The sequence below is a fragment of the Streptomyces sp. SJL17-4 genome (assembly GCF_036826855.1).
Lineage (GTDB): Bacteria > Actinomycetota > Actinomycetes > Streptomycetales > Streptomycetaceae > Streptomyces.
Genome location: NZ_CP104578.1, coordinates 4912240 through 4936580 on the forward strand (window position 1 = coordinate 4912240; position 24341 = coordinate 4936580).

Annotated in this window: 24 protein-coding genes; 12 read left to right on the forward strand and 12 right to left on the reverse strand. The window is 71.8% G+C overall.

The genetic code is table 11. From position 1 onward, the window contains the following. The first annotated feature begins 83 nt into the window (after positions 1-83). Entirely contained in the window at positions 84-539 is a 456-nt protein-coding gene (locus N5875_RS22150) for an Lrp/AsnC family transcriptional regulator (RefSeq protein WP_030324379.1), read from the forward strand. Positions 540-587: 48 nt separating this feature from the next. Further along, positions 588-1751, forward strand: a complete 1164-nt coding sequence (gene mqnE, locus N5875_RS22155) for an aminofutalosine synthase MqnE (protein WP_030324380.1) — start codon at positions 588-590, stop codon at positions 1749-1751. A gap of 58 nt (positions 1752-1809) precedes the next feature. Here the strand turns inward: mqnE and N5875_RS22160 are convergent, their stop codons facing one another. Together N5875_RS22160 and N5875_RS22165 are read right to left on the reverse strand one after the other, a co-directional pair. Continuing rightward, positions 1810-2688, reverse strand: a complete 879-nt coding sequence (locus N5875_RS22160; RefSeq protein ID WP_338495533.1) for an AraC family transcriptional regulator — start codon at positions 2686-2688, stop codon at positions 1810-1812. Between the two features lie 90 nt (positions 2689-2778). After that, positions 2779-3312, reverse strand: a complete 534-nt coding sequence (locus N5875_RS22165; RefSeq protein WP_338495534.1) for a GNAT family N-acetyltransferase — start codon at positions 3310-3312, stop codon at positions 2779-2781. A 144-nt stretch (positions 3313-3456) separates the two neighbouring features. Here N5875_RS22165 and N5875_RS22170 point away from each other — a divergent pair, with 144 nt between their 5' ends. The 4 genes from N5875_RS22170 (at position 3457) to N5875_RS22185 (ending at position 8197) form a co-directional block, all read left to right on the forward strand. After that, positions 3457-3717 carry a DUF4229 domain-containing protein gene (locus tag N5875_RS22170; protein WP_318210747.1) on the forward strand — a complete coding sequence of 87 codons (261 nt, stop codon included), beginning with the start codon at positions 3457-3459 and terminating at the stop codon, positions 3715-3717. 391 nt (positions 3718-4108) lie between these two features. Next, positions 4109-5446, forward strand: coding sequence for a dicarboxylate/amino acid:cation symporter (locus tag N5875_RS22175; protein WP_338495535.1), 1338 nt, complete (start codon positions 4109-4111; stop codon positions 5444-5446). Between the two features lie 104 nt (positions 5447-5550). Beyond that, the gene (locus N5875_RS22180) at positions 5551-6195 is read left to right on the forward strand and encodes a TetR/AcrR family transcriptional regulator (protein WP_318210749.1); all 645 of its coding nucleotides are present in this window, start codon (positions 5551-5553) and stop codon (positions 6193-6195) included. A gap of 136 nt (positions 6196-6331) precedes the next feature. Next, positions 6332-8197, forward strand: a complete 1866-nt coding sequence (locus N5875_RS22185; protein ID WP_318210944.1) for an AMP-dependent synthetase/ligase — start codon at positions 6332-6334, stop codon at positions 8195-8197. A 24-nt stretch (positions 8198-8221) separates the two neighbouring features. Here N5875_RS22185 and N5875_RS22190 read toward each other — a convergent pair whose 3' ends face one another. The 4 genes from N5875_RS22190 to N5875_RS22205 all read right to left on the reverse strand — a co-directional run bounded on the left by N5875_RS22190 (position 8222) and on the right by N5875_RS22205 (position 11842). After that, a complete protein-coding gene (locus tag N5875_RS22190; RefSeq protein WP_318210750.1) occupies positions 8222-8470 on the reverse strand; it encodes an SCO4226 family nickel-binding protein in 249 nt (82 codons plus the stop codon). Between the two features lie 35 nt (positions 8471-8505). Beyond that, the gene (locus tag N5875_RS22195) at positions 8506-9171 is read right to left on the reverse strand and encodes a pyridoxal 5'-phosphate synthase (RefSeq protein ID WP_338495536.1); all 666 of its coding nucleotides are present in this window, start codon (positions 9169-9171) and stop codon (positions 8506-8508) included. After that, positions 9168-10448 (reverse strand): FAD-dependent monooxygenase, encoded by a 1281-nt coding sequence (locus tag N5875_RS22200; protein ID WP_338495537.1) that lies wholly within the window; start codon positions 10446-10448, stop codon positions 9168-9170. The genes N5875_RS22195 and N5875_RS22200 overlap by 4 nt, the downstream gene beginning before the upstream one ends. Positions 10449-10594: 146 nt before the next feature. Next, positions 10595-11842 (reverse strand): acetyl-CoA acetyltransferase, encoded by a 1248-nt coding sequence (locus N5875_RS22205; protein WP_338495538.1) that lies wholly within the window; start codon positions 11840-11842, stop codon positions 10595-10597. A gap of 105 nt (positions 11843-11947) precedes the next feature. Between N5875_RS22205 and N5875_RS22210 the strand changes: the two genes are divergently transcribed. Continuing rightward, entirely contained in the window at positions 11948-13150 is a 1203-nt protein-coding gene (locus tag N5875_RS22210) for an acyl-CoA dehydrogenase family protein (RefSeq protein ID WP_338495539.1), read from the forward strand. Beyond that, entirely contained in the window at positions 13151-13621 is a 471-nt protein-coding gene (locus N5875_RS22215; RefSeq protein ID WP_338495540.1) for a nitroreductase family deazaflavin-dependent oxidoreductase, read from the forward strand. Positions 13622-13766: 145 nt separating this feature from the next. Here the strand turns inward: N5875_RS22215 and N5875_RS22220 are convergent, their stop codons facing one another. Further along, a complete protein-coding gene (locus N5875_RS22220) occupies positions 13767-14414 on the reverse strand; it encodes a TetR family transcriptional regulator (protein WP_030315615.1) in 648 nt (215 codons plus the stop codon). A gap of 341 nt (positions 14415-14755) precedes the next feature. Here N5875_RS22220 and N5875_RS22225 point away from each other — a divergent pair, with 341 nt between their 5' ends. Together N5875_RS22225 and N5875_RS22230 are read left to right on the forward strand one after the other, a co-directional pair. Next, entirely contained in the window at positions 14756-15541 is a 786-nt protein-coding gene (locus N5875_RS22225) for a VOC family protein (protein WP_318210756.1), read from the forward strand. 138 nt (positions 15542-15679) lie between these two features. Then, a complete protein-coding gene (locus N5875_RS22230; RefSeq protein WP_338495542.1) occupies positions 15680-18148 on the forward strand; it encodes a PQQ-binding-like beta-propeller repeat protein in 2469 nt (822 codons plus the stop codon). Positions 18149-18197: 49 nt separating this feature from the next. Here the strand turns inward: N5875_RS22230 and N5875_RS22235 are convergent, their stop codons facing one another. The 4 genes from N5875_RS22235 to N5875_RS22250 all read right to left on the reverse strand — a co-directional run bounded on the left by N5875_RS22235 (position 18198) and on the right by N5875_RS22250 (position 21278). Further along, complete coding sequence (locus tag N5875_RS22235) at positions 18198-18842, reverse strand: hypothetical protein (protein WP_338495543.1); 645 nt, start codon at positions 18840-18842, stop codon at positions 18198-18200. A gap of 72 nt (positions 18843-18914) precedes the next feature. Beyond that, positions 18915-19700 carry an enoyl-CoA hydratase/isomerase family protein gene (locus N5875_RS22240; RefSeq protein WP_318210759.1) on the reverse strand — a complete coding sequence of 262 codons (786 nt, stop codon included), beginning with the start codon at positions 19698-19700 and terminating at the stop codon, positions 18915-18917. After that, entirely contained in the window at positions 19697-20122 is a 426-nt protein-coding gene (locus N5875_RS22245) for an OB-fold domain-containing protein (protein ID WP_318210760.1), read from the reverse strand. The genes N5875_RS22240 and N5875_RS22245 overlap by 4 nt, the downstream gene beginning before the upstream one ends. 13 nt (positions 20123-20135) lie before the next feature. After that, complete coding sequence (locus N5875_RS22250; RefSeq protein WP_318210761.1) at positions 20136-21278, reverse strand: lipid-transfer protein; 1143 nt, start codon at positions 21276-21278, stop codon at positions 20136-20138. 90 nt (positions 21279-21368) lie between these two features. Here N5875_RS22250 and N5875_RS22255 point away from each other — a divergent pair, with 90 nt between their 5' ends. Then, positions 21369-22925: a FadD3 family acyl-CoA ligase gene (locus N5875_RS22255; protein ID WP_338499230.1), complete on the forward strand. Its 1557-nt coding sequence runs from the start codon at positions 21369-21371 to the stop codon at positions 22923-22925. Positions 22926-23074: 149 nt separating this feature from the next. Then, positions 23075-23743: a hypothetical protein gene (locus tag N5875_RS22260; RefSeq protein ID WP_338495544.1), complete on the forward strand. Its 669-nt coding sequence runs from the start codon at positions 23075-23077 to the stop codon at positions 23741-23743. A 239-nt stretch (positions 23744-23982) separates the two neighbouring features. On the opposite strand, the gene N5875_RS22265 is transcribed toward N5875_RS22260, so the two are convergent. Further along, the gene (locus tag N5875_RS22265) at positions 23983-24225 is read right to left on the reverse strand and encodes a hypothetical protein (protein WP_318210763.1); all 243 of its coding nucleotides are present in this window, start codon (positions 24223-24225) and stop codon (positions 23983-23985) included. Between the last annotated feature and the right edge of the window lie 116 nt (positions 24226-24341).

Consider the following 24341-nt stretch of genomic DNA (forward strand, 5'->3'; position numbering starts at 1 on the left):
GATTCACAGGGCGTCTCCCCTGTGTACCTTAGATTCTATACCCAAACTCGCGGTATCGCTGGACAATGGAAGGCTTCATACCTATGGACGCCGTGGACAGGCAGCTCATCCAGGCTCTGCGCGAGAACGGTCGTGCCTCGTACGCCGAGCTCGGCCGGCTCGTCGGGCTCTCCGGCCCCTCTGTCACCGACCGCATCAACCGTCTTGAGGCGGCCGGAGTCATCACCGGCTACCGCGCCACCGTCGACGCCGCCTCGCTCGGCCTCGGCGTGACCGCCCTCATCGGCATCTCCCTCTCCGACGCCGCCGACCACGAGGACGTGGCCCGCCGGCTCAAGGACCTCGCCGAGATCGAGGACTGCTGGTTCATCGCAGGCGACGACTCGTTCATGCTCAAGGTGCGCGTCAGCGACGTCGACGGCCTGGAGAAGACGATCCGCCGCCTCAGCGGCACCAAGGGCGTCTCCCGCACCCGTACGACGATCGTGCTCTCCACCAAGTGGGAGAACCGGGTCGGAGAACTGCCCGAAGAGGGCTGAGAGTACGGTTGGCACGGCGTAATTCGGAGAAAAGGGAGGCGGCCGTACATGGATGTGGGCCTCAAGCGCGAACTTGAGCAGAAGGTCCGGGACGGTGAGCGGCTGAGCCGTGAGGACGGCATCGCCCTGTACGAGTCCGACGACCTCGCCTGGCTCGGCGGTCTGGCCCACGAGGTCCGGACCCGCAAGAACGGCGACGTGGTGCATTTCAATGTCAACCGGCATCTGAACATGACCAACGTCTGCACCGCCTCCTGCGCCTACTGCTCGTTCCAGCGCAAGCCGGGCGAGAAGGACGCGTACACCATGCGCATCGAGGAGGCCGTGCGCCTCGCGAAGGCGATGGAGAACGAGAACCTCACCGAGCTGCACATCGTCAACGGGCTGCACCCCAACCTGCCCTGGCGGTACTACCCGCGCTCCCTCTCCGAGCTCAAGAAGGCCCTGCCGAACGTCTCCCTCAAGGCGTTCACCGCCACCGAGATCCACCACTTCGAGACCATCTCGGGCATGTCCGCCTCCGACATCCTCGACGAGCTCATCGAGGCCGGTCTGGAGTCTCTGACCGGCGGCGGCGCCGAGATCTTCGACTGGGAGGTCCGGCAGCACATCGTGGACCACCGCACCCACTGGGAGGACTGGTCCCGGATCCACCGCCTCGCGCACGAGAAGGGGCTCAAGACCCCCAGCACGATGCTGTACGGGCACATCGAGGAGCCCCGGCACCGCGTGGACCACGTGCTGCGGCTGCGTGAACTCCAGGACGAGACCGGTGGCTTCCAGGTCTTCATCCCGCTGCGCTACCAGCACGACTTCGTCGACATGCAGGACGGCAAGGTCCGCAACAAGCTCCAGGCGCGCACCACCATGGCGACCGGAGCCGAGGCCCTGAAGACCTTCGCGGTCTCCCGGCTCCTCTTCGACAACGTGCCGCACGTCAAGGTCTTCTGGGTCATGCACGGCGTCCAGACGGCGCAGCTCGCGCTCCAGCACGGCGCCGACGACATGGACGGCTCGGTCGTCGAGTACAAGATCACGCACGACGCCGACAACTACGGCACGCCGAACAAGCTGGGCCGCGAGGACCTGCTCGAACTGATCCGCGACGCCGGCTTCCGCCCGGTCGAGCGGAACACCCGGTACGAGATCATCCGCGAGTACCCGGGTCCGGACGCGGAGCGGCGCGAGACGCCGCAGGCGATGCGGTTCTGATCCGCTCGTGACGAGAGAAGGGCCGGTGGGATCACCCACCGGCCCTTCGCCCATCCCCTCATCCCGCCGTGTGTTCCACCGGGATCCACAGCTCCGCCCGTGCCGTCTTCCAGTCCTCCGACGGCACGATGCTCATGATCTCGGGGCCCGGCCTGATCGCGTACGGGTTGGACGGGAACCACTGGGTGAAGATGTCCCGCCACAGGTACTGCACGGCCTCCGGCAGCGGGCCCTCGTTCTCGAAGACCGCCCAGGTGCCGGCCGGCACGTCAAGCACCTCGAACTCCGCCGGGGCCGCGGCGTCACTCACCACCGCGTGCCAGTAGTCGAGTTCGGCGCCCTCCTCCCGGCTGTCGGTGAGGTGCACGACCGCCGAGACCACACCCCGGGGCTCCTGGTCCGAGAGCCGCCCGAGCCGTTCGATCGTCTCCTGGCCGAGGGACCGGATGTGCGCGGCGATCGCCGGGTTCTCCCCCTCGTGGACCAGCGGGACCCGGGCCTTCCGCCCGACGACCCGGAGGTCCTTCTTCTCCACGAGCCTGTACCGCATGCTGCTGTTCCCTTCGACGACGAGACGGAAGGACATCCGCGGCTGGGTGCTGAGCGCCGCGCCCGTACGGCGGGCCTCGCCGGGGCCGACCCCGTGCACCGCGCGGAACGCGCGGGCGAAGGCCTCCCCGGAGCCGTAGCCGTACCGGACCGCGATCTCCAGGAGCGTCCGCTTCCCCGCGAGCACCTCGGCGCCCGCGAAGGTGAGCCGCCGGCGGCGTACGTACTCCGACAGGGGCATCCCCGCGAGCGCCGAGAACATCCGCCGGAAGTGGTACTCCGAGGTCGCGGCGATCCGGGCGAGCTCCGCCGGGTCGAGGTCGCCGCCGAGCTCGGTGGCGAGGTGCTCCTCGATGAGGTCGAGTGCCCGGTTCAGTCGCTCCAGCACGTGGTCCGTCCTTCCCTTTTCCTGTCCTCACCGTAGGAACGCCGGGCGGTCGGGGACCCGACATCCTGTGCCCGTTCCGGTCGGGTCCGGTCAGGTCAGCGGCAGCAGCATGATGATGTCGTCGCGGTCGTCTCCGGGGGCGACCCGGATCGCGTCGGGGACGCGGCCGACCTCCTTGTAGCCACACTTGGCGTAGAAGCCGTCGACGCCGGTGCCGCCCCGGCAGGTCAGCCGGACCGCCTCGATGCCCCCGAAGCCCTCGGCGGTACGGGCGGTGTGCTCGACCGCCGCCATGAGGTCGCGGCCGTATCCCCTGCCCTGGTGCCGGGGGTCGACCATCACCGTGTAGAGCCACACCCAGTGCTTCATCAGGGGGTGGGAGTTGAAGGTGAAGAACGCGGTGGCGGCGACCGCGCCGCTCTCGTCGCGGCCGACGAGCAGCCGCGTACCGCCCTCGCTCATCGCGACGAGGTGCTTGAGCAGCGAGGGGCGGATCTCGTCGGGAGTGACGGGCGGGACGAAGCCGACCGCGCCGCCGGCGTTGGAGACGTCGGCCCAGAGGGAGAGCACGCCGTCGCGCAAGGCGGGGTCGATCGTCGGATCCACCTCGAAGGTAAGGGTCATAGCGGGAGTCTAGCTATTACGGCTGAAGGGCTCAAGAGGCCCGGCCCGGGAGTGCCCAAGGGGGCGTGCTTCACTGGAGGGGCTCTTGTCCCGTATGGGATCTTGGGAACTTTTCGGAACGTCGGAACGGAAGAGTGGGCTGACATGCTCCGCTACACGCTGATGCGTCTCGGCATCTTCGCCGGATGCTTCCTCGCCCTGTGGGGTCTCGTCTACATCGAGGTGCTGCCGCGCGGCCTCGGCGACTCGAACCTGCTCTGGGTCCTCGTCCTCTCCATCGTCATCTCCGCCCCGCTGAGCTTCGTCCTGCTGCGCAAGGTGCGCGACGAGGCGAGCGCCGAGGTGGTGGCGAAGGTCGACCGCGCGAAGGGCCGCCTGGCGGCGAACCGGTCCCAGGAGGACTAGCCGACCCCGCACGTCCTCCCCCGCACGCCGCCTGTAAAGGCTGCGTAAGCTTGCTCACAGATCATCCGCCCCGGGCGGGAGCTTCCAAGGCTCCCGCCTGGGGCGTTCTGCGTTTCGGAGGCGAAAGGGTGTCCCCGCACCCCAAAGAAGGGCTTTGAGGTTCTCAAAGTTCAAGTGTTAACGTGTGCGACATGACGACACCAGTGCGCCTTCCCCACGCCGCGGGCACCCCCGCGCTCGTGGCGCGCCTGCACGTCGATCTGTGCCGCTGTATGTCCGCGGTCTGTTGCCGCGAGCTCTGACCCGGCATCATGCAGCGGCCCGCGTGAAAACGCGTGTGTGCCGCACCCCCGTCCCCGTATTGCCCGATACGCACCTGTGGAGTGTGTCTGTGTCCGCGTCCGCGACCACGCCCGAGAACGAGACCAAGCCCTCGTCCCGGATACCCAAGGTCCCCTTCTGGGCCCAGATCATCGCCGGTCTGGTCCTCGGCGCCCTGCTCGGCTGGATCGCCCGCAGCCAGGACGTCTCCTGGCTGAAGGAGACCCTCGGTCAGGTCGGCGACATCTTCGTCCAGCTGCTGAAGCTGGCCGTCGCCCCGCTCGTCTTCTTCGCGATCCTGGTCTCGATCACCAACCTGCGGAAGGTGAACAACGCCGCCAGGCTCGCCACCCGCACCCTGCTCTGGTTCATGATCACCTCGCTGATCGCGGTGGCCATCGGCCTCGCCATCGGCCTGATCACCAACCCGGGCGCCGGCACCGGCCTCACCCCGCAGGACGGCAAGCTGCCGAAGCGCGAGGGCTCCTGGATCGACTTCCTGACCGGCATCATCCCGACGGACGTCATCACGCCCTTCACCGAGCTGAACGTCCTCCAGATCGTCTTCATGGCCGCCGTCGCCGGCATCGCCGCCCTCAAGCTCGGCGACAAGGCCAAGCCGATCCTCACGCTCTCCGAGTCGGTCCTGGAGCTGCTCCAGAAGGCCCTCTGGTGGGTCATCCGCCTCGCCCCGATCGGCACCGTCGGCCTCATCGGCTTCGCCATCGCCGACTACGGCTGGGACCTCATCGGCAAGTACGCGACATTCACCGCCGACGTCTACATCGGCTGCGCCCTGGTCATGTTCGGCGTCTACCCGCTGCTGCTCGCGACGGTCGCCAAGGTCAACCCGATCCAGTTCTACAAGGGCGCCTGGCCGGCCATCCAGCTGGCCTTCGTCTCCCGCTCCTCGGTCGGCACGATGCCGGTCACCCAGAAGGTCACCGAGCGCCTCGGCGTCCCGAAGGAGTACGCCTCCTTCGCCGTCCCGTTCGGCGCGACGACCAAGATGGACGGCTGCGCCGCGATCTACCCGGCGCTCGCCGCGATCTTCATCGCGCAGATCTTCGACGTGCAGCTCGGCATCGGCGACTACCTGCTGATCGCCTTCGTCTCGGTCATCGGCTCGGCGGCCACCGCCGGCCTGACGGGCGCGACGGTCATGCTGACCCTCACCCTCTCCACCCTGGGCCTCCCCCTGGAGGGCGTCGGCCTCCTCATGGCGATCGACCCGATCCTGGACATGATCAGGACGGCCACGAACGTCGCCGGGCAGGCGCTCGTCCCGGTGATCGTCTCCGCCCGCGAGAAGATCCTCGACCTGACGGCGTACGAGAACGCCTCGTCGTCCCCGATCGACGACCTGGTCGACAGCGAGCCCCGGGAGAAGGTCGCGGTCGCGGCCTGACCCTCGTCGCACACACCCTCCGTGCCCCCTGCCCCCGTCCGGGCAGGGGGCACGTAGGCTTTCGCGGGGCATCCAGCGGATCTTGGAAGCAGGGGTGGGTCGCCATGGCCGACGGTGCCAGGGCGCGGCGGTTGCCGCGGGCCGTGCGGGAGCGGCAGATGGTGGACGCGGCCGTGCGGTGCTTCGCGCGGAGTGGGTACCAGGCGGCTTCCATGGATGAGATCGCCGAGTCGGCCGGGGTGTCGAAGCCGCTCGTCTATCTGTATCTGAACTCCAAGGAGGACTTGTTCACCGCCGTGATCCGGCGGGAGGCGCAGGCCCTGCTCGGGGTGGTGGCAGAGGCGGTCGTCGACCGGAGTGCGCCGCCCGACGAGCGGTTGTGGGCGGGGCTGATGGCCTTCTTCGGGTTCGCCGCCGAGCATCCGGACTCCTGGGCGGTGCTCAGCCGGCAGGCGCGGACGCAGGGGGAGCCGTTCGCCGGGGAGGCGGCGCGGATGCGGGACGAGATCACGGCGTTCGTCGCGGGGCTGATCGGTGAGGCGGCGCTGGAGGCGCCGGGTGGTGCCGACATCACCGGGCGGGACGTCGACGCGCTCGCGCAGGCGCTCGTCGGGTCCGCCGAGTCGCTGGCGAGCTGGGCCAACGAGACGCCGGGGGTGACGGCGAAGGAGGCGGCCGCGACGCTGATGAACTTCGCGTGGTCCGGTCTCGGGAACCTCATGAAAAGCGAGCGCTGGTCTCCCCGCTGACGCTTACTTCGCAGTAACGTTACCGGCTAGTCACGCCAGTTGAGGCAGACAGGGCAGTCGCAGGGCACAACGTACCGACGCACGACCTCAGTTCATCGCGCAGACCGAGGAGCCGCACGTGTCCGTCGTCACCGCACTGTCCGAGAGCGAACCGGTCGAGCCGCACAAGACCCTGGTGGACGGGGTGGTGCGGGAGGTCTCCGTGCCCGCGCTCGTCCCCGTGATCCGCCGCGGTTCGCTCGCCGACCTGCCGTACGACAACGCCCGGCAGGATCCCGAGGCGGTGCTCTTCTCCCGGAAGGGCGCCGACGGGGAGTGGGCGGATGTCACCGCCTCCGCCTTCGCCGCCCAGGTCCACTCCGTGGCCAAGGGCCTCATCGCGCACGGCCTGCGGCCCGGTGACCGGCTCGCCCTCATGGCGCGGACCACCTACGAGTGGACGCTGCTCGACTTCGCCGCCTGGGCCGCCGGGCTCGTCACCGTCCCCGTCTACCCGACCTCCTCCGCGTTCCAGACCCGCTGGATCCTCCAGGATTCCGGCGCCGCCGCCTGTGTCGTCGAGGACCCCGCCCAGGCCCGGCTGGTCTCCGCCGAGCGGCGGCAGCTGCCCGGCCTCGCCCATCTCTGGGTCCTGGACACCGGCGCCGTCGACCAGCTCCGTACGGCGGGCGCCCGGGTCGCCGACGAGGCCGTCACCGCCCGGCGCGGACTGCTCACCCCGGAGACCCTCGCCACTCTCATCTACACCTCGGGCACCACCGGCCGCCCCAAGGGCTGCGCCCTCACCCACGCCAACTTCTTCGCCGAGGTCGACAACGCCGTCCGGCTCCTCCACCCCGTCTTCGTCTCCGAGAGCAAGGACCCGGCCGCCACCCTGCTGTTCCTGCCGCTCGCCCATGTCTTCGGCCGGATGGTGGCCATCGGCTGCGTGCGGGCCCGGGTCCGCGTCGGGCACGCCCCCTCGGTGGAGGGCCAGGAACTCCTCGACGATCTCGCCGGGTTCCGCCCCACGTTCCTCCTCGCCATCCCGTACGTCCTGGAGAAGGTCTTCAACACCGCCCGCGCCACCGCCGAACGCGGCGGCAGGGCCGCCTCCTTCGACCGCGCCGCCCGGGTCGCCCGCCGGTACGGCCAGGAGGCCGCCCCCTCGCTCTCGCTGCGGGCCGCGCGGGCGCTCTACGACCCGCTCGTCTACCGGCGCATCCGGGCCGCGCTCGGCGGACGGGTGAAGTACGTGATCTCCGGCGGCTCCCCGCTCGGCGCGCGGCTCGCCGAGTTCTTCGCCGGGGCGGGCGTCGAGGTCTTCGAGGGGTACGGCCTGACGGAGACCACCGCCGCGTCGACGGTCACCCCACCCCGGCGGCCCCGCACCGGCACCGTCGGCTGGCCGCTGCCCGGTACGGCCGTCCGGATCGCCGACGACGGCGAGGTCTGGCTCAAGGGCGGTCATGTCTTCGCCGGGTACTGGGACGCCCAGCGCGGGGCGGCCGTGCCGTACACCGACGACGGCTGGTTCCCCACCGGGGACCTGGGCTCCCTCGACGCCGACGGCTATCTGCGGATCACCGGCCGCACGAAGGACATCCTCATCACCTCGGCGGGGAAGAACGTCGCTCCGGCCCCGCTGGAGGACTGGCTGCGCGCCCATCCGCTGGTCGCCCAGTGCGTGGTCCTCGGCGACAACCGCCCGTACGTCACGGCCCTGATCACCCTCGACCACGAGGGCCTGACGCACTGGCGGCGGATGCGGCACAAGGGCCACCTGGCGCTCTGGGAGCTGGCCAGGGACGAGGAGCTGCTCGCCGCCCTCGGGCGTGCGGTCGACGATGCCAACCGGCTCGTCTCGCGGGCGGAGTCGATCCGCGACTTCCGGGTCCTGACCGCGGAGTTCTCGGAGAGCTCCGGCCATCTGACCCCGTCCCTCAAGCTCAGACGGCGGGCGGTGCTGCGGGACTTCGCCCGGGAGATCGAGGAGATGTACGAGGAGCCGGGCGCCCGGTGAGGGGCGCCGCGGCCCGGGGCCTTCTCACACCGAGAGGGGGACCTCGTGGATCTCGTCGGCGGAGTGGCCGGTCCGTTCGTGGATCCGCTGCACGGCCTCGGCCGACGGACCCGTCGACAGGCAGTAGACCGTTCCCGACGCGGGATCCGCCCAGGCCCGCTCGAAGTGGACCCCTTCGTCCTTCTCGATGGCGAGGTCGGCCCGGTGGGCCTCGCGCAGCTGGTCCTCGGTGATGCCCACCATGCCGTGGTGGACGTCCATGTAAGTGGCCATGGTTCTCACACCTCCACTTCCATGGTGCGCCGCCTTCAGGGCCAGAGCAGCTCGCGGACCCAGCCGCCGTCCGTGGCCGTGGCGTCGCGGCGGTAGCGGAGGCGGAGGTGGCGGCGCTGTTCGTCGCCCTGGAAGAACTCGACCTCGGTCGGCTCGACGACGTAGAGCGTCCAGGTGGGGGCGGGGGCGTCCGGTTCCGCCTGGGCCCGGCGCCAGGCCCGCGCGCTCGCCTCAGCGAGGGCCTCCGGGGAGTCGAGGATCTCGCTCTGCCGGCCGACCAGCGCCGAGGCGAGGGCGCCGGTGGTGCGGGCGTGGAGGTCCTCGTACGCCTCCTCCGGCGTCCCGGTGGTGACGTGGCCCCGGATCCGGACCTGGCGGCCCTGGACCGGCCAGTAGAAGCCGAGGGCGGCCTCGGGGCGGGCGGCGAGCTGGCGTCCCTTGGCGCTTGTGGCGTGCGAGGCGAAGTGCCAGCCGCGTGCGTCGGCGTCGTGCAGCATCACCGTACGGACGTCGGGCCTGCCGTTCTGGTCCACGGTGGCCAGGGAGAGGGTGTGGGGCTCGGTCTGGCCGGCGGCGACCGCCGCCGTGAACCAGTCGTGGAAGAGGGGGAGCGGCTCGGGCGGGGCGCCCGCCGGGTCGAAGGCGGGCAGCTCGGTGTCCCAGACCCGGAGGGAGTGGAGGGCGTGGTGGAAGTCGGTCATGCGGTCACGGTAGGGCGTGCGGTGGGGCCGGCGGTGGGGCCGGGGGTCGTCGGCGCGGCGTAGTCGACCAGCGGGACCGCGTTCGCCGCCGCCTGGATCTCGTCGCGGATCTTCTTCGCGATGAGGTTCTTCCAGGGGGTCTTCGGGAGGGTGCGCACCATGAGCATGCGCAGCTTGATCTTCCACTTCGAGCCGACGGTCATCTCCTTGACGAAGCCCTCGGCCATCTTCTGGTTGCGCTCCACGCCGGGCCGCATGTGGGCCTCGTAGCGTTCGAAGGCGACGCGGTGGTCGCCGCCGGCCCGGGCCAGTTCGCCCGCCAGGACGTACGCGCCGGTGAGGGCGAGGCCGGTGCCCTGGCCGGAGGCGGGGGAGGAGCAGTGGGCGGCGTCGCCGAGGAGGACGACGCGCCCCTTGGACCAGCGGTCCATCTCGATGAGGGCGATGGAGTCGAAGTAGAGGTCGTCGGCGTCGGCGGCGTGGCCGAGGAGCCGGGGAATCTCCCAGCCGCCGCCGGTGAAGGTCTCGGTGAGGTGGCGTCGCTGGGCGGTGATGTCCCGGTGGTGGTAGGGGAGTTCCTCGGGCGAGGAGAAGACGAAGAGGTTCTTCGCGTCGGTCTCGCCGGCCGAGCTGTAGACGCAGACCAGCTTCCCGGGGAGCGCGTGGTACGTCTCCCAGCGGTCGAGGCCCAGGTGGTTGGGGGCGGTGAAGATGGAGATGTACGCGCCGAGGTGGCGCTTGAAGCGGCTCTCCTCGCCGAAGACCAGGCGCCGGGTGTGGGAGTGCAGTCCGTCGGCGCCGACGACCAGGTCGAAGCGGCGGACGGTGCCGCTCTCGAAGGTGACGGTGACGCCGTTGGGGTCCTCGTCGAGGGTGGCGATCGAGTCGTCGAAGAGGTACTCGACGTCGGCGCGGGTCCGGTCGTAGAGGATGCGGGCGAGGTCGCCGCGCATGAGCTCGTCGTCCTCCTCGACGCGTCCGCCGAAGATGTCGGCGGGCAGTTCGCCGATGGTGCGGCCGTGGTCGTCGACGTACGAACCGCCGCGCATGTCCGTGGAGTTGGCGCGGATCTCGTCGAGGATCCCCATCCGGCGGCAGACCTCGATCGCGGTCCCGCGGATGTCCACCTTGTAGCCGCCGGGGCGGAGCTCGGGGGCGCGCTCGACGACGGTGGGGGTGAAGCCGTAGCGGTGCAGCCAGAGGGCGAGGGCGGGGCCGGCGACCGAGGCGCCGGAGATGAGGACGGTCTTCGCGGCGGTGTGCGTGGTGCTGCTCATGGCAGGACTCCTTGTCGGTGGCTGCGGGCCGTTCCCCTGCCCGCGGACATGACTATACGGATGTCCTACACGACTGTCTATGACGCTTGTATAGATCCTTGGACGGGGATCTTGGGCGGGGTCTTGGGTGGGGGCGGCGCGCCGGCTCAGCCCCGCCCCAGCACCACCGTCCCCGACGAGCAGAACCAGCCCCCCGTCCCCGACGCCACCGCCACTTCCGGCAGGCTCCCGTCCGGCCGTCGCACCTGGAGCCCCGGCGCCTCCCCGCGCAGCTGCCGTACCGCCTCCACCAGCAGGAAGAGCCCCCGCATCCCCGGATGGCAGGCCGAGAGCCCGCCGCCGTCCGTGTTCACCGGCAGCCGGTCCTTCTCCTGGAGGTACGCCCCTCCCTCGCCCTTCGCGCAGAAGCCCAGGTCCTCCAGGGTCACCAGGGTCATGTAGGTGAAGGCGTCGTAGACCTCGGCGAGGTCCACGTCCGCCGGGGTCACGCCCGCCCGCTCGAAGGCGAGCCGGCCGCTGACCGCCGCCGGCGAGACCGTGAAGTCCTCCCACTCCGACATCGTGGTGTGCGAGACGTGCTCGCCGGTGCCGAGCACCCAGACCGGGGCCGTACGGCAGTCCTGGACGTACTCCTCGGCGACCAGCAGCACCGCGCAGCCGCCGTCGGAGCGCAGGCAGCAGTGCAGTTTGGTGAAGGGGTCCGCGATCATCGGCCCGGACAGGACGTCGTCGACGGTGATCGGGTCGCGGAACATCGCCTCCGGGTTCAGGGCCGCGTTCGCCCGCGCCTGGACGGCCACTTCGGCGAGCTGCTCCAGGGTGGTCCCGTACTCGTGCATGTGACGGCGGGCGGCCATCGCGTACTTGGCGATCAGGGTGTGCCCGTACGGGACCTCGAACTGGAGCGGGCCGCGCGAGCCGAACGACAGGTTCGCGGTGCGGCGCCGGGCGCGGATGTCGGCGCGCGCGGTGGAGCCGTACACGAGGAGGACCGCGTTCGCGTGGCCCGCGGCGATCGCGTCGGCGGCGTGCGCGGCCATGACCTCCCAGGTGGCGCCGCCGACGGCGGTCGAGTCCACCCAGCGGGGCCGGAGCCCGAGGTACTCGGCGACCTCGACCGGGGCGAGGGTGCCGAGGCCCGCCGAGGCGAGGCCGTCGATCAGCGAGCGGTCCAGGCCGCTGTCCGCCAGCGCGCGCCGGGCGGCCTGGGCGTGCAGGGCGTAGGGGGTGGCCTCGTCGACCCGGCCGCAGTCGGCGAGGGCGACGCCGGCGACGGCGACGCGACGGGGGCCGCGGACGGCGGCGCGTGCGGCGGTGCGAGCGGTGGTCGGCACGGTGGCGGGCGCGGTGGTCGGCGCGGTTGTGGACACGTCGGTCGGCGCGGTGGTCGGCATGAATCTGACGGTACATCAGATTCATTCGATCGGGACCGGCGCGACTCTGGCAACCGGCCCGGCGCAGGCCTAGCATGACGCACCGTCAGAAACGGAGGGAGCCTCATGGACGCCTCGCTCGCCGTCCCGCTCACCGAGGAGCAGCAGGAGATCCGCCGCACCCTGCGCGACCTGCTCGCCGAACGGGCCGGACCGCAGGAGAACCGCGCGGCCACCGCCACCCCCCAGGGGTACGACCCCGACCTCTGGGCCCGGATGTCCGGCACCCTCGGCGTCGCCGGGCTCGCCCTCCCCGAGGAGTACGGAGGAGTCGGCTGCGGGCCCGCCGAACTCGCCCTCGTCTGCGAGGAGGCCGGCCGCGCCCTCGCCCCCTCCCCGCTCCTCGCCACCAGCGTCCTCGCCGCCCCGCTCCTCGCCGCCCTCGGCACCCCCGAGCAGCGCGCCGCGCTCCTCCCCGGGCTCGCCGACGGCAGCCTGACCTGCGCCCTCGCCGTCCCCGGCGGCTCGCTCGCGCTCGCCCTCGGCCTCACCGGCGACAACGCCGCCGAGGAGTGGTCCGGCGGCGGCCGCGCGGGCGGCGTCCAGGCCCGCGCCGTCGACGGAGGCTGGCGGCTGTACGGGGAGGCCGCCCAGGTCCTCGACGGACACAGCGCCGGACTGCTGATCGTCGCCGCCCACGCCGGAGGCTTCGCCCGCAGCCGCACCCTGCTCTTCCTCGTACGGGCAGGGTCCGCGGAGGCCGCCGGACTGGTCCGCACCCGGCAGACCACCCTGGACTCCACCCGAACCCAGGCCACCGTCCAGTTCCGTGACACCGAGGCCGAACTCCTCGGCGAGGAACCGGCCGACGTCCTCGGCGCGCTCGCCGTCACCGGCCGCGGCGCCGCCGTCATGCTGGCCGCCGAAGCCGTCGGCGCGGCCCGGGAGGCCCTCGACCGGACCGTCGCCCACGTCGGCACGCGCGAACAGTTCGGCCGGCCCGTCGGCTCCTTCCAGGCGGTCAAACACCGCCTCGCCGACCTGTACGTCCAGGTCGAGGCCGCAGCCTCCCTCACCTCCTGCGCGGCCGGGGAACCAGGGCACGGGCCCGACAGCGGGCCGCTCGCGCTCGCCCACGCGCTGGAGGCGCTCCGCGCCACCGCGGGGGAGTCCATCCAGCTCCACGGCGGCATCGGCTTCACGTGGGAACACGAGGCGCACCTCTACTTCAAGCGGGCCGCCTCCGACGAACTGCTCTTCGGGCCCGTGCGGCGGCTGCGGGCACGCGCGGCGGAACGGACCGGACTCTTCGGAGAGGTGGCGGCGTAGATGCCCGTCGGACGCACGCTGATGCAGAAGATGTCCTCGACCAGGACCTTCGCCCGGATCGGCCCGCATGTCGTGCCCGCCATGGACAAGGCCGTGCACCGGCTGACCAGGGGAAAGGTGCTGCTCAGCGCCCAGATGCTGCCCGGCGTCGTGCTCACCGCTCGGGGCGCGAGGAGCGGGCTGCCCCGGGTCACCCCGCTCGCCTGCATGCCGGAGCCGGACAGCGGCTGGCTGCTCGTCGGCTCCAACTTCGGACGCCCCGGCCACCCGGCGTGGACGGCGAACCTGCTCGCCCATCCGGACGTCGAGGTGAACTGGAAGGGCGAGGACATCCCCGTACGGGCACGGCTGCTCGCGGGGGAGGAGCGCGCGGAGGCCTGGCGGGCGGCGCTCGCGTTCTGGCCGCCGTACGCCACGTACCAGGCGCGGATCGAGCGCGAGATCAGACTCTTCCGGCTGACGCGGCGGTGAGCGGCGGTGAGTGACGGTGAGCGGCGCTGAGGAGCGCTCGCCCCGTCGGCGCTTTCGTCCCCGGACACGGCGACGCCGACGGCGGTCCGTGAGGGCGGGCCGCCGTCGGCGTCGACGACAGGACGGGTGGAGGAGGGGGGCGGGGCTATCTGGTCGGCTTCTTGCCGGTGATGCCCAGATGCACCAACAGGGCCAGGTTCGGCTTGAGTTCGGCCTGCTTCACGCCCCAGGTCGTGAAGCCCTTCTGGTGACCGGCGACCGCGGCCAGCATCGCCACGAGCGAGCCTGCCATGGCGGCGGGGCTGACCTCCTTGTCGACCTTGCCCTTGGCCTGGAGCTCCTTCACCGCGTCCGTGAGGGAGTTGGTGACCGAGTTCAGGATCTTCATGCGGATCTTGTAGAACCGCTTGTCGCCCTCCGCGGCGCCGAGGTCCACGACCCGGAGGATGGCGTCGTGCTTCCGCCAGAAGTCCAGGAAGCCTTCGACGAGTTCCTCGGAGGTCTGCCAGCCGGCCTTGCCGACCCAGGAGCGGCCGGAGACCAGCTCGGTCAACCCGGCGCCCTCCTTGGCCATTTCCTCCGCGATCTCGAGAACGGCTCCCTCGACGTCCGGGAAGTACTGATAGAACGTCGCGGGTGAAGTACCCGCTTTCCGGGCCACATCGATGACCTTGACGTCGCGGTAGGGCGAGGAGCTGAGCATCTCACCGAGGCAGTCGAGCAGCTTCTGCCGCGTCGCCTGGCCGCGTCGTCCGGCCACGCGGCCGTCGACGGTGCGTACTTGTCCTGTCATGCCGTCAGCTTACCGAGGGGGTGTCCACGCGCGATTCGGCCGACTGCAAATGGGGTGCACCCCCCGGCCACTCGTGTTCTCCGAGGTCGGCACGCGTGTCTCCGCGGGCGTGGCAGCGGAGGGGAGGGGCGGGATCGCGCCACTCGTGACGGGCGGGCAGGAGCTTGGCGAGATCCTCGTACCCGGGCCGCGGGATCCCCGTACCCGAATAGGCTTATGAACAGCCTGTGGACAACTTCGGTGGACAACCCAAGCACCGCAAGGGCTCCCGCCCTATAAATCGTTACTTTGTTCGCATATCAGGGCGTGCGGGGCCGTTCCCGCGGACCTAGCGTGTGGACATGGCCGTACGTACTGAGGGCACCCCCAGCTGGGTGGACGCACAGCTCCCCGACCTCGAAGCGGGCAAGCGCTTCTACGGCGAGCTCTTCGGCTGGACCTTCGACCCCGACCGCGACGAGGCCCTCCTCGACGGGCGCCGCGTCGCCGGCCTCCTCCCCAAGCGCGACGGCCGCATGCCCACCACCTGGACCGTCTACCTCGCCACCGAGAACGCCGGCACCCTCGCCGCCCGGATCAAGGCCGCCGGCGGCCAGATGATCATGGAGCCCTACCCCGTCGGCCCCTTCGGCGTCCTCGCGCTCGCCGCCGACCCCGGCGGCGCCGTCTTCGGCCTCCGCCAGTCCGGCGACGACAACGGATTCGAGGTCACCAACCAACCCGGCTCCTTCTGCTGGATGGAGGTGTACACGCGCCGCCCAGACGCCGTCGACACCTTCTACGCCACCGTCTTCGGCTACCTCGGCCGCCAGGCCGACGCCGACGAGGAGGGCAGGGACGCCGGCTTCGACTACCGCGTCTGGTCGCCCCCCGGCTCCCGGCCCGGCGACGACAGCGCCTTCGGCGGGCGCGCCCTCATCACCGACGACTTCCCCGCCGAGATGCCCGGACACGTCCTCGTCTACTTCGCCGTCGCCGACTGCGACGAGGCCTGCGAGACCACCGTCCGGCTCGGCGGCCGGGTCGCCACCCCCGCCTTCGACACCCCGCACGGCCGCATCGCCGTCCTCCACGACAACCAGGGCGCGCGCTTCGCGGTCCTCTCGGAGCCGTCCGACCCGATGTGAGGCTTCCCCTCCGGATGGCTCCGATATGACCTGTGACACCCCGATCCGCCCCCGGGTTCGCAACCGGGCCCTCGGACAGGAAGAATCAGGGGCCACGGGGCCGTACCCTCATGGCCCGTACGGGGAGGTGGCAGGCAAGTGGAACAGCTGACGCAGCACGACCCGAGACGTATCGGGCCCTTCGAGGTGCTGGGCCGGCTCGGCGCGGGCGGAATGGGCCTGGTCTATCTCGCGCGCTCGGCCTCGGGTCGACGCGTGGCGATCAAGACCGTGCGCACGGAGCTCGCTGAGGACCAGCTGTTCCGGGTCCGCTTCACCCGTGAGGTCGAGGCCGCGCGGGCGGTCTCCGGCTTCTACACGGCCGCCGTCGTGGACGCCGACCCGCGGGCCGCCGTGCCCTGGCTGGCGACCGCGTACGTCCCCGCGCCCTCGCTCGAAGAGATAGTGAACGAGTGCGGACCGCTTCCGGCCCAGGCCGTGCGCTGGCTGGCCGCCGGTGTCGCCGAGGCCCTGCAGTCCATCCACGGCGCGGGCCTGGTCCACCGTGACCTCAAGCCCTCCAACGTCCTCGTCGTCGAGGACGGCCCCCGGGTGATCGACTTCGGCATCGCGTCGGGCGTCTCCAACACGCGCCTGACCATGACCAACGTCGCCGTCGGCACCCCGGCCTACATGTCGCCCGAGCAGGCCCGCGACTCGCGCAGCGTCACCGGCGCGAGCGATGTCTTCTCGCTGGGCTCGATGCTGGTCTTCGCCGCCACCGGCCACGCGCCGTTCCACGGCGCCAACCCGGTCGAGACCGTCTTCATGCTGCTGCGCGAGGGCCCCGACCTGGAGGGCCTGCCCGACGAGCTGCGGCCCCTCATCGACTCCTGCATGCAGACGGACGTCAGCCGCCGGCCCACCCCGGCCGACCTCCAGGCCCAGCTGGCCCCGCATCTCTTCGGTCCCGGCAGCGACGACAGCGGCACGGCCTCGGCCTGGCTGCCGCGAAGCGCCACCGACATGATCGAGACCCGCCGCGGCGGCCGCCCGGCTCCGGCGTCGACCGCGCCGCCGATGCCGCCGCGCCCGCCCCGGCAGCCCGCCGAGCGGGGCGGCGACCCGCGCTTCCCGGAGCCCGCACCCGTCGGCGGCGGTGGGCGGCACGCCGAGCCCGCGCCCGTCGGCGGTGGCCGGCACGCGGGGCCCGCCGAGAGCGCGGGCGGTCCCGTACGCCTCGGCGGCGCGACCGTGCCGATCGGCCCCGGCCCCCGGGTCGCCGACACCCGTGCGGCGCTCGCCGTCGGCCGGAGTGCCGACGCGGGCCCGGCGACCGGCTGGATCCGTCCGCCCGGTGGCGGCCCGCACGGCGCGGACCACGGTTCGCACGCCGGTTCGTACGCCGGGGAGCCCGGCCCGGCGCCCGGCTCCCGCCCCGTGAACGTGCCGCCGCAGGGCTCCGACCAGGCCCCGCCGGCCGAGCCCGGCCCCTGGCGGCCGTGGCGCTTCCGGATGTCGAACGACGTCTGGGGTACGCCGGTCGTGGACGGGGACCTGTTGTACGTGACCTCTTTCGAGGTACACGCCCTGGACACCGGCAGCGGCCGGCGCCAGTTCAAGACCCGGGACGTCGCCTGGTCCATGGCCGTCGCCTCCGGCCGTATCCACGCCTCCGACGGGCCCACGCTCTACGCCCTCGACGCGACCGACGGCACCGAGCGCTGGCGGCTGCGGACGGACGCCTGGGTGTACTCGCTCCAGGTCGACCGGGGCACCGTCGTCACCGGGACGCGCGGCGGCGGTGTGCAGGGCTGGGAGGCCTCCAATGGCGCCAAGCTGTGGGAGATCAGCGGCGCCCAGACCGACTTCGAGACCCCGGAGGCGGGGCCCGCCGTGCACGGCGACACCGTGTACGTGTGGCGGGACGCCCGGCTCCAGGCCCTCGACGCCCGCACGGGCGTGGAACGCTGGTCGTACCCGGTCGGCGACGCCGCCTCCTGCGCCGGCGTGCCCGTCCGGGTGGCCCCGGCCGAGGACGGCTGCGTCTACGTCTCCGCCGGGACCCGGGTCCTGTCGATCGACATCGCCGCAGGTCACGTCCGGTGGCACTTCGAGGCGCCGGCCGTCTTCACCTCTCCGCCGGCGTTCGCACCCGGACCGGCGGTCACGGGCGGCGGGGTGTACCTCTCCGACCACCTCGGCACGGTGTACGCCATCGACGCCACCACCGGTCAGGACCGCTGGCGCATCGCGACCGAGCCGCGCCAGTCGACCGAGCCGGTCCTCGTCGCCGACGGCAACATCCACGTCGGCAGCGGCAGCGCGCTCTACACGCTGGACGCGGTCACCGGCACGCCCCGGTGGCGGTTCGCGGCGGGCGGCGAACTGGTCGGCTCGCCCGTCGTCGCCGACGGGCGGGTCCACTTCGGCTCGGCCGACCACGTCCTCTACACCCTGGACGCGACCGGCGGGCAGCTGCGCTGGAAGCTCGCGACCGGCGGCGAGATCACCGGCTCGCCGGTGGTCAGGAACGGGGTCGTGTACGCCTGCAGCAAGGACCGGTGCGTGTACGCGCTCGACGCGGTCAAGGGCACGGCCACGGGCCGGGGGGCCGCCGCGCGGTAGCCGGGCCGCCAGGTCCGTCGTAACGACGGAGAACCCGCCCCGAGGCGCTTCAGCTCTTCGGCGGCGGGTTCTGCCGGTTCTGCGGGTACGGCGTCTCGGGCGGGTTTCCCCGTTCCTGCTCCGGATCCCGGGTCGGTACGTCGAACGTCTGCGTCGCCGCGTACGGCGTCGAGGCCTGCGGGTGCGTCGGCGGCGACTCCGGGGTGGTCGGCTCGTCCGGCGGCGGCCCGTCGAGCGTGGGGTGGGTGGGCCGCGGCGGCCGGTCCACGTGGTGCGGCGGGCGGGACCTGCCCGACATGACGAGCGCGCCGAGCAGCAGCAGGACCCCGCCGCCGAAGGCGTTCGCGACCCCGTCGCCGAGCCCCGTACCGTCGCCGCCGACCGTCAGGCTGCCCTCCGCCTGTCCGACCCGCACCATCCACAGGACGGTGAAGCCGAGGACGACGAGCCCGGCGAGCGCGACGAGCAGCCGGGAGCGCAGCACCACGCCGAGGAGGGCCAGGAGGGCGGCGAAGAGGAACGGCGCGAGGAGCGAGCCGATCAGCTCGCCCTTGGCGTCGGTGATGCCGGTGAACAGCTCGTCGATCGCGTAATCACGTCCGTGACGGCCGTCGTACCAGGCACGGAAGGGGCTCCAGACGGCGGCCGTCGCTCCGGCGAGAGCCAGCACCGAGCCGGCGATGTTGCGGATCATCGATGCGGCCTCCTTGACGGTCCGGCTCTCGCTCCCGACGCTACGCCCGCCGCGGAGGGCCCGCCACGCGGCCTACCTCGTCCTGAACCCCGCCCCCCGTTTCCCGAACAGCTCCGCCTGACGGTCCGCCGTGAGGTTCCCCAGAGCGACCAGGTGCGGCGCGTGCGCCAGTGCCTGGGCCCTGGCGGCCTCCTTCACCGACCACAGCGCCCGGACCGTCCCCTGCACCGCCTCCGTCGGGTGGCCCGCGATGACGGCGGCGGCCTCGCGCGCGGCGGCCAGCGCGCCGCCGGGCGGGGTCAGCTCGGAGACGAGGCCCGTGGCGTACGCACGCCGGGCGGAGATCCGTTCGGCGCTGCCCATGAGGGCCATCCGGGCGATTTCCCCGTACGGCATCCGCAGGGCCATGTGGACGGTCTCGAAGGCGCTGACCATGCCGTAGGTGGTGTGCGGGTCGAAGAAGGTGGCGTCCTCGCCCGCGACCAGGAACTCCGACTCGCCGAGCAGATAGAACGCCCCGCCGCAGGCCATCCCCTCGACGGCGGCGACGACCGGCTTCCACAGGTCGTTCGCCTTGGGGCCGATCGTGAGGAGCGGGTCGTCGATCGTGTACGGGGAGGAGGGCTGCGGCACGTTCCCGACGGCGGCCCGGTCGATGCCGGTGCAGAAGGCCCGCCCGCCGGCCCCGGTGACGACGATCGCGCGGATCTCGTCCTCGTACCGGAACCCCCGCCAGACGGCGCCCAGTGCGCGGGCCATGTCCAGGGTGATCGAGTTGTGCTTCTCCGGCCGGTCGAGGGTGACGACGGCGACCCCGGTCTCCTTGTCCCGCTCGACCGTGATGCCGGGGGTGCTCATCCGCGCTCCAGGAGCCAGCGCGGGACGACGACGCCGTCGACCTCGGCGAAGGCCACCCGCACCGGGGCGCCGATGCGGAGCCGGCTCGGGTCGACCGAGTTCAGGGGCGCGTCCGGGGCGGCGACCACATTGCCGACGAGGCGGATGCGGGGGGCGTCGGCGAGTTCGACGATCACCGCGTTGTACGGGGCCTGGGCGGCGTACTCGGGCAGCAGGGGCGGGTGGGGGAGCACGTACGACCAGATGCGGCCGCGGCCGGACATCGGGCGCCACTCGCTCGCGAACGACTGGCAGTGCGGGCAGCAGGGGCGGGGCGGGAAGCGCAGCTCGCCGCAGTCGGCGCAGCTCTGGACGCGCAGTTCGCCCTGGGCGGCGTACTCCCAGAAGGGAGCGCCGTCCTCGTCGGTGACGGGGGTCAGCATGGGGATCAGCTCCTCAGGCGCGCAGCAGGATGGCGGAGGTGGGGACGCCCTCACCGGCCGTGACGAGGCAGGTGGCGGCGTCGGGGACCTGGGCGGTGGAGGTGCCGCGGAGTTGCTTCACGCCCTCGTTGATGAGGTTGAAGCCGTGGACGTACGCCTCGCTGAGACCTCCGCCGCCGGTGTTCAGGGGCAGCCGGCCGCCGATCTCCAGCGCCCCGCCCTCGGTGAAGGCAGCGCCCTCGCCGCGCTCGCAGAATCCGTAGCCCTCCAGGGAGAGCGGGACGAGCGGGGTGAAGGCGTCGTAGATCTGGGCGACGTCGACGTCCTGGGGGCCGAAGTCGGCCTGCTTCCACAGGTGGCGGGCGGCGGTCCAGGCGGGTCCCGAGAGCGGGTCGTCGTTCCAGTAGTTGACCATGCCGTGGTGCTGGGCGGGCAGGCCCTGGGCGGCGGAGTGGACGTACACGGGCTTCCGGCGGCAGTCGCGGGCCCGCTCGGCGGAGACGATGACGCAGGCCAGCGCCCCATCGGTCTCCAGGCAGTTGTCGAAGAGGCAGAGGGGTTCGCTGATCCAGCGGGAGGTCATGTACATCTCGCGGGTCAGCGGGCGGTCGTACATGATCGCGGCCGGGTTCTGGTTGGCGCGGTTGCGGCAGGCCAGGGCCACGTTGAAGAGGTGGTCGCGGGTGGCGCCGTACTCGTGCATGTAGCGGCGGGCGAGCATGCCGATCTCGTCGGCGGGGCGGAGCAGCCCGAAGGGGCGGGTCCACTGGCCGGGGGTGGGCAGCTGGACGGCGGTGTTCTTCCAGGGGCGGGGGCCGCTGCCCCGCTTCCGGGACCGCCAGGCGACGCCGACGCTCGCCTGTCCGGTGGCGACGGCGGCGGCGAGATGGCCGACGGTGGCGCAGGAGCCGCCGCCGCCGTAGCCGACCTTGGAGAAGAAGGTGACGTCGCCGGCGCCGATGGCCTTGGCGACCTCGACCTCGTCGGTCTCCTCCATCGTGTACGAGGCGAAGCCGTCGACCTCGGAGGGGGCGATCCCGGCGTCGTCGAGGGCGGCGAGGATCGCCCGGCAGGCGAGTGTCTTCTCCGTCTCGGGGAGCTGTTTCGCGAAGGCGGTCTGACCTATGCCGACGATGGCCGTGGCGTCCTTGAGCACCGAACCTCCTCATGGGGCAGCACTGCTGACAGCGCGTCAGGCTACAACTAATCTGACGGATAGTCAGCTACAGGGAGGTTGGGTATGGACATGCGCGGCGACCTGGAGTGGGGCACGATCCCCGGTCTCGTACGGGCGGCCGCCGAGCGGTACGGCGCACGGGAGGCCGTCGTCGACGGCCGTCACCGCGTCAGCTACGCCGAACTCGGTGAACGCGTCGAACGGGCCGCGGCCGCCTGCCTCGCCACCGGCATACGGACGGGGGACCGGGTCGCGATCTGGGCCCCCAACACCCTCGACTGGATCGTCTCCGCGCTCGGCGCCGTCACCGCCGGCGCCGTCCTCGTCCCGCTGAACACCCGCTTCAAGGGCACCGAGGCGGCATACGTCCTCCAGCGCTCCCGCGCCCGGCTGCTCTTCGTCACCGGCACCTTCCTCGGCACCTCGTACGTGGCCTCCCTGCGCCGCTCCGGGGTCGCGCTCCCGGACCTGGAGAGGGTCGTGGTCCTCGGCGACACCGCGCCCGAGGAGTGGACGACCTGGAAGGAGTTCCTGGCGGAGGGCGACACCGTCCCGGCGGCCCAGGTCCACGCGCGGGCCGCCGCCATCGACCCCGCGGCCCCCTCGGACATCATCTACACCTCCGGCACCACGGGCCGCCCCAAGGGCGCCGTCATCAGCCACGCCCAGAGCCTGCGCTGCTACGCGATCTGGTCCGAGCTGGCGGGGCTGCGTGAGGGCGACCGCTATCTCGTGGTCAACCCCTTCTTCCACACCTTCGGCTACAAGGCCGGGATCCTCGCCTGTCTGATGCGGGGCGCGGTGATCGTCCCGCAGCCGGTCTTCACCGTCGACACGGTCCTCGCCAACATCGCGGCCGAACGCATCACCGTCCTCCCCGGCCCTCCCACCCTCCACCAGTCCCTCCTGGACCACCCGGCCCGCCGGAGCCATGACCTCTCCACCCTTCGCCTGGTCGTGACGGGCGCGGCCGTCGTCCCCCTCCGCCTGGTCGAGCGCCTCCGCTCCGAGCTGGGCGTCGGCACGGTCCTCACGGCGTACGGCCTCTCCGAGGCGAGCGGCATCGTCACCATGTGCCGCCGCGAGGACCCGGCGGAGACGGTGGCCACCACCTCGGGCCGCGCGATCCCCGGCACGGAGGTCCGCGTCTCGCCGACGGGCGAGGTCCTGGTCCGCGGCCACCATGTGATGGCCGGCTACTTCGAGGACGAGGCGGAGACGGCGGCGGCGATCGACGAGGACGGCTGGCTCCACACCGGAGACATCGGCGTCCTCGACGAGCGGGGCAACCTCCGCATCACCGACCGCCTCAAGGACATGTTCATCGTGGGCGGCTTCAACGCCTACCCGGCCGAGATCGAGCAACTCCTCGGCCTGCACCCGGACATCGCGGACGTGGCGGTGGTGGGCGTCCCGGACGCGAGGCTGGGCGAGGTCGGCAAGGCGTTCGCGGTCCGCAGGCCGGGGGCGAGGGTCACGGCGGACGATCTGATCGCCTGGTCGCGGCGGGAGATGGCGAACTACAAGGTCCCGAGGGAGGTCGAGTTCGTGACGGAACTCCCGAGGAACGCGAGCGGGAAGGTGGTGAAGGGGGAGCTGAGGGCGCGGTGCGAAGGCGCGGCCTGAGTGTGCGCGCGGATCGAAGGGATCGAACGGATCGAAGGGATCGAAGGGATCGAAGGGATCGAACGGAACGCAACCGTCCGCCGCCGTGTACACGTCATAGGGGCAGTCCTCGGCGAACCGATCCGCAGTCCCCTCCCCTGGAGCAGCCCGTGTCCTCGCCAGCGTCCTCCGAGATCCCCCTCACCCTGACCCCGCAGCAGGCGGCCCAGGGCGTGATCATCACCGTCACCCTGCCGACCGGCCCCGCCCACCTCAGCGTCCGCCCCTGCCGCCACGGCGAACTCGTCGCCGCGCGGCTGGGCGAGGGCACGGTGTACCTGCGCATCACCGTCGCGGCCGGACAGAAGAAGGGTGGCGTCCTCGGCTGCCTGATCCCGCTCGCCGTGATCGGCGTGATCATCGGCGGCTCGTACCTCCTGAGCGACGACAAGGACGACAATGCGGGATCGAAGGGCCCGGGTCCGATCCCGACCTTCTCCTACCCGCCCCCGCCCACCTTCGACGTGGACGGCACCCCCACCGCCGGCGCCACCCCCACGGAGAAGGAACCCGACCCGTACGACAAGGGCACCTGCCTCAACGGCTCGCTCCCGGACTCGACGACCGCGCAGTCCGTCAGCGGCGTCGACGAGGTCCCGTGCTCGGCGTCCGACGCCCACTACAAGGTGATCCAGACGTTCCCGTTCACCTCGGACATGAACCGCTGCGACGCCAACCCCAAGACGCAGTACGCCTTCTCGCACCGCTACACGATGAACGGCGCCGTCGTCAGCCAGTACGTCTACTGCCTGATCGGCCTCGGCTCGTACGCCCGCTGACCGCGGACGCGACGCCGCGCTCCGAGGGGCCGTACGCACACCGGAGGGGCCGGGCATCAGCCCGGCCCCTCTTCTGCGGTGGTCCGATCGCGTTGCGCACGGGTCCTGTCCGGACGGATCCCCCTGGTTCCGCCAGGTGTCCCCCAAGCCCGTGTGCTCCCCCGTCGACCGGACCTTCCTGGTCGGCCCCGGCAGCTCCCCCGAAGTCGCCGCCGCGGCCGTTCCCCGTCGGGAGTGGTCTACTTGGCCGGCTCCGTGGTGGCGTGCATGTCCTTGGTGGCGATGGACTCGTCGCGGCCACCCGTGATCTTCTCGGTGATCGCGTCGACCGCCGGCTCGGACGTGGCGTGCATGTCCTTGGTGACGATGGACTCGTCGCGGCCACCCGTGATCTTGCCGGTGATCGCGTCGACCGCCGGCTCGGACGTGGCGTGCATGTCCTTGGTGGTGATGATCGGGTCCTGCTTGATCGGGTCGGTCATGCTCGTCAACTCCTGCGTGTGATGTCCGAGATGTGGGGAGATTCGTCCAGCCGTTCCCCCGTGGACAGCTGGACGAATCTCCGGGGCCGATCACCCTAGTGCTCAGGGGCTGTGAC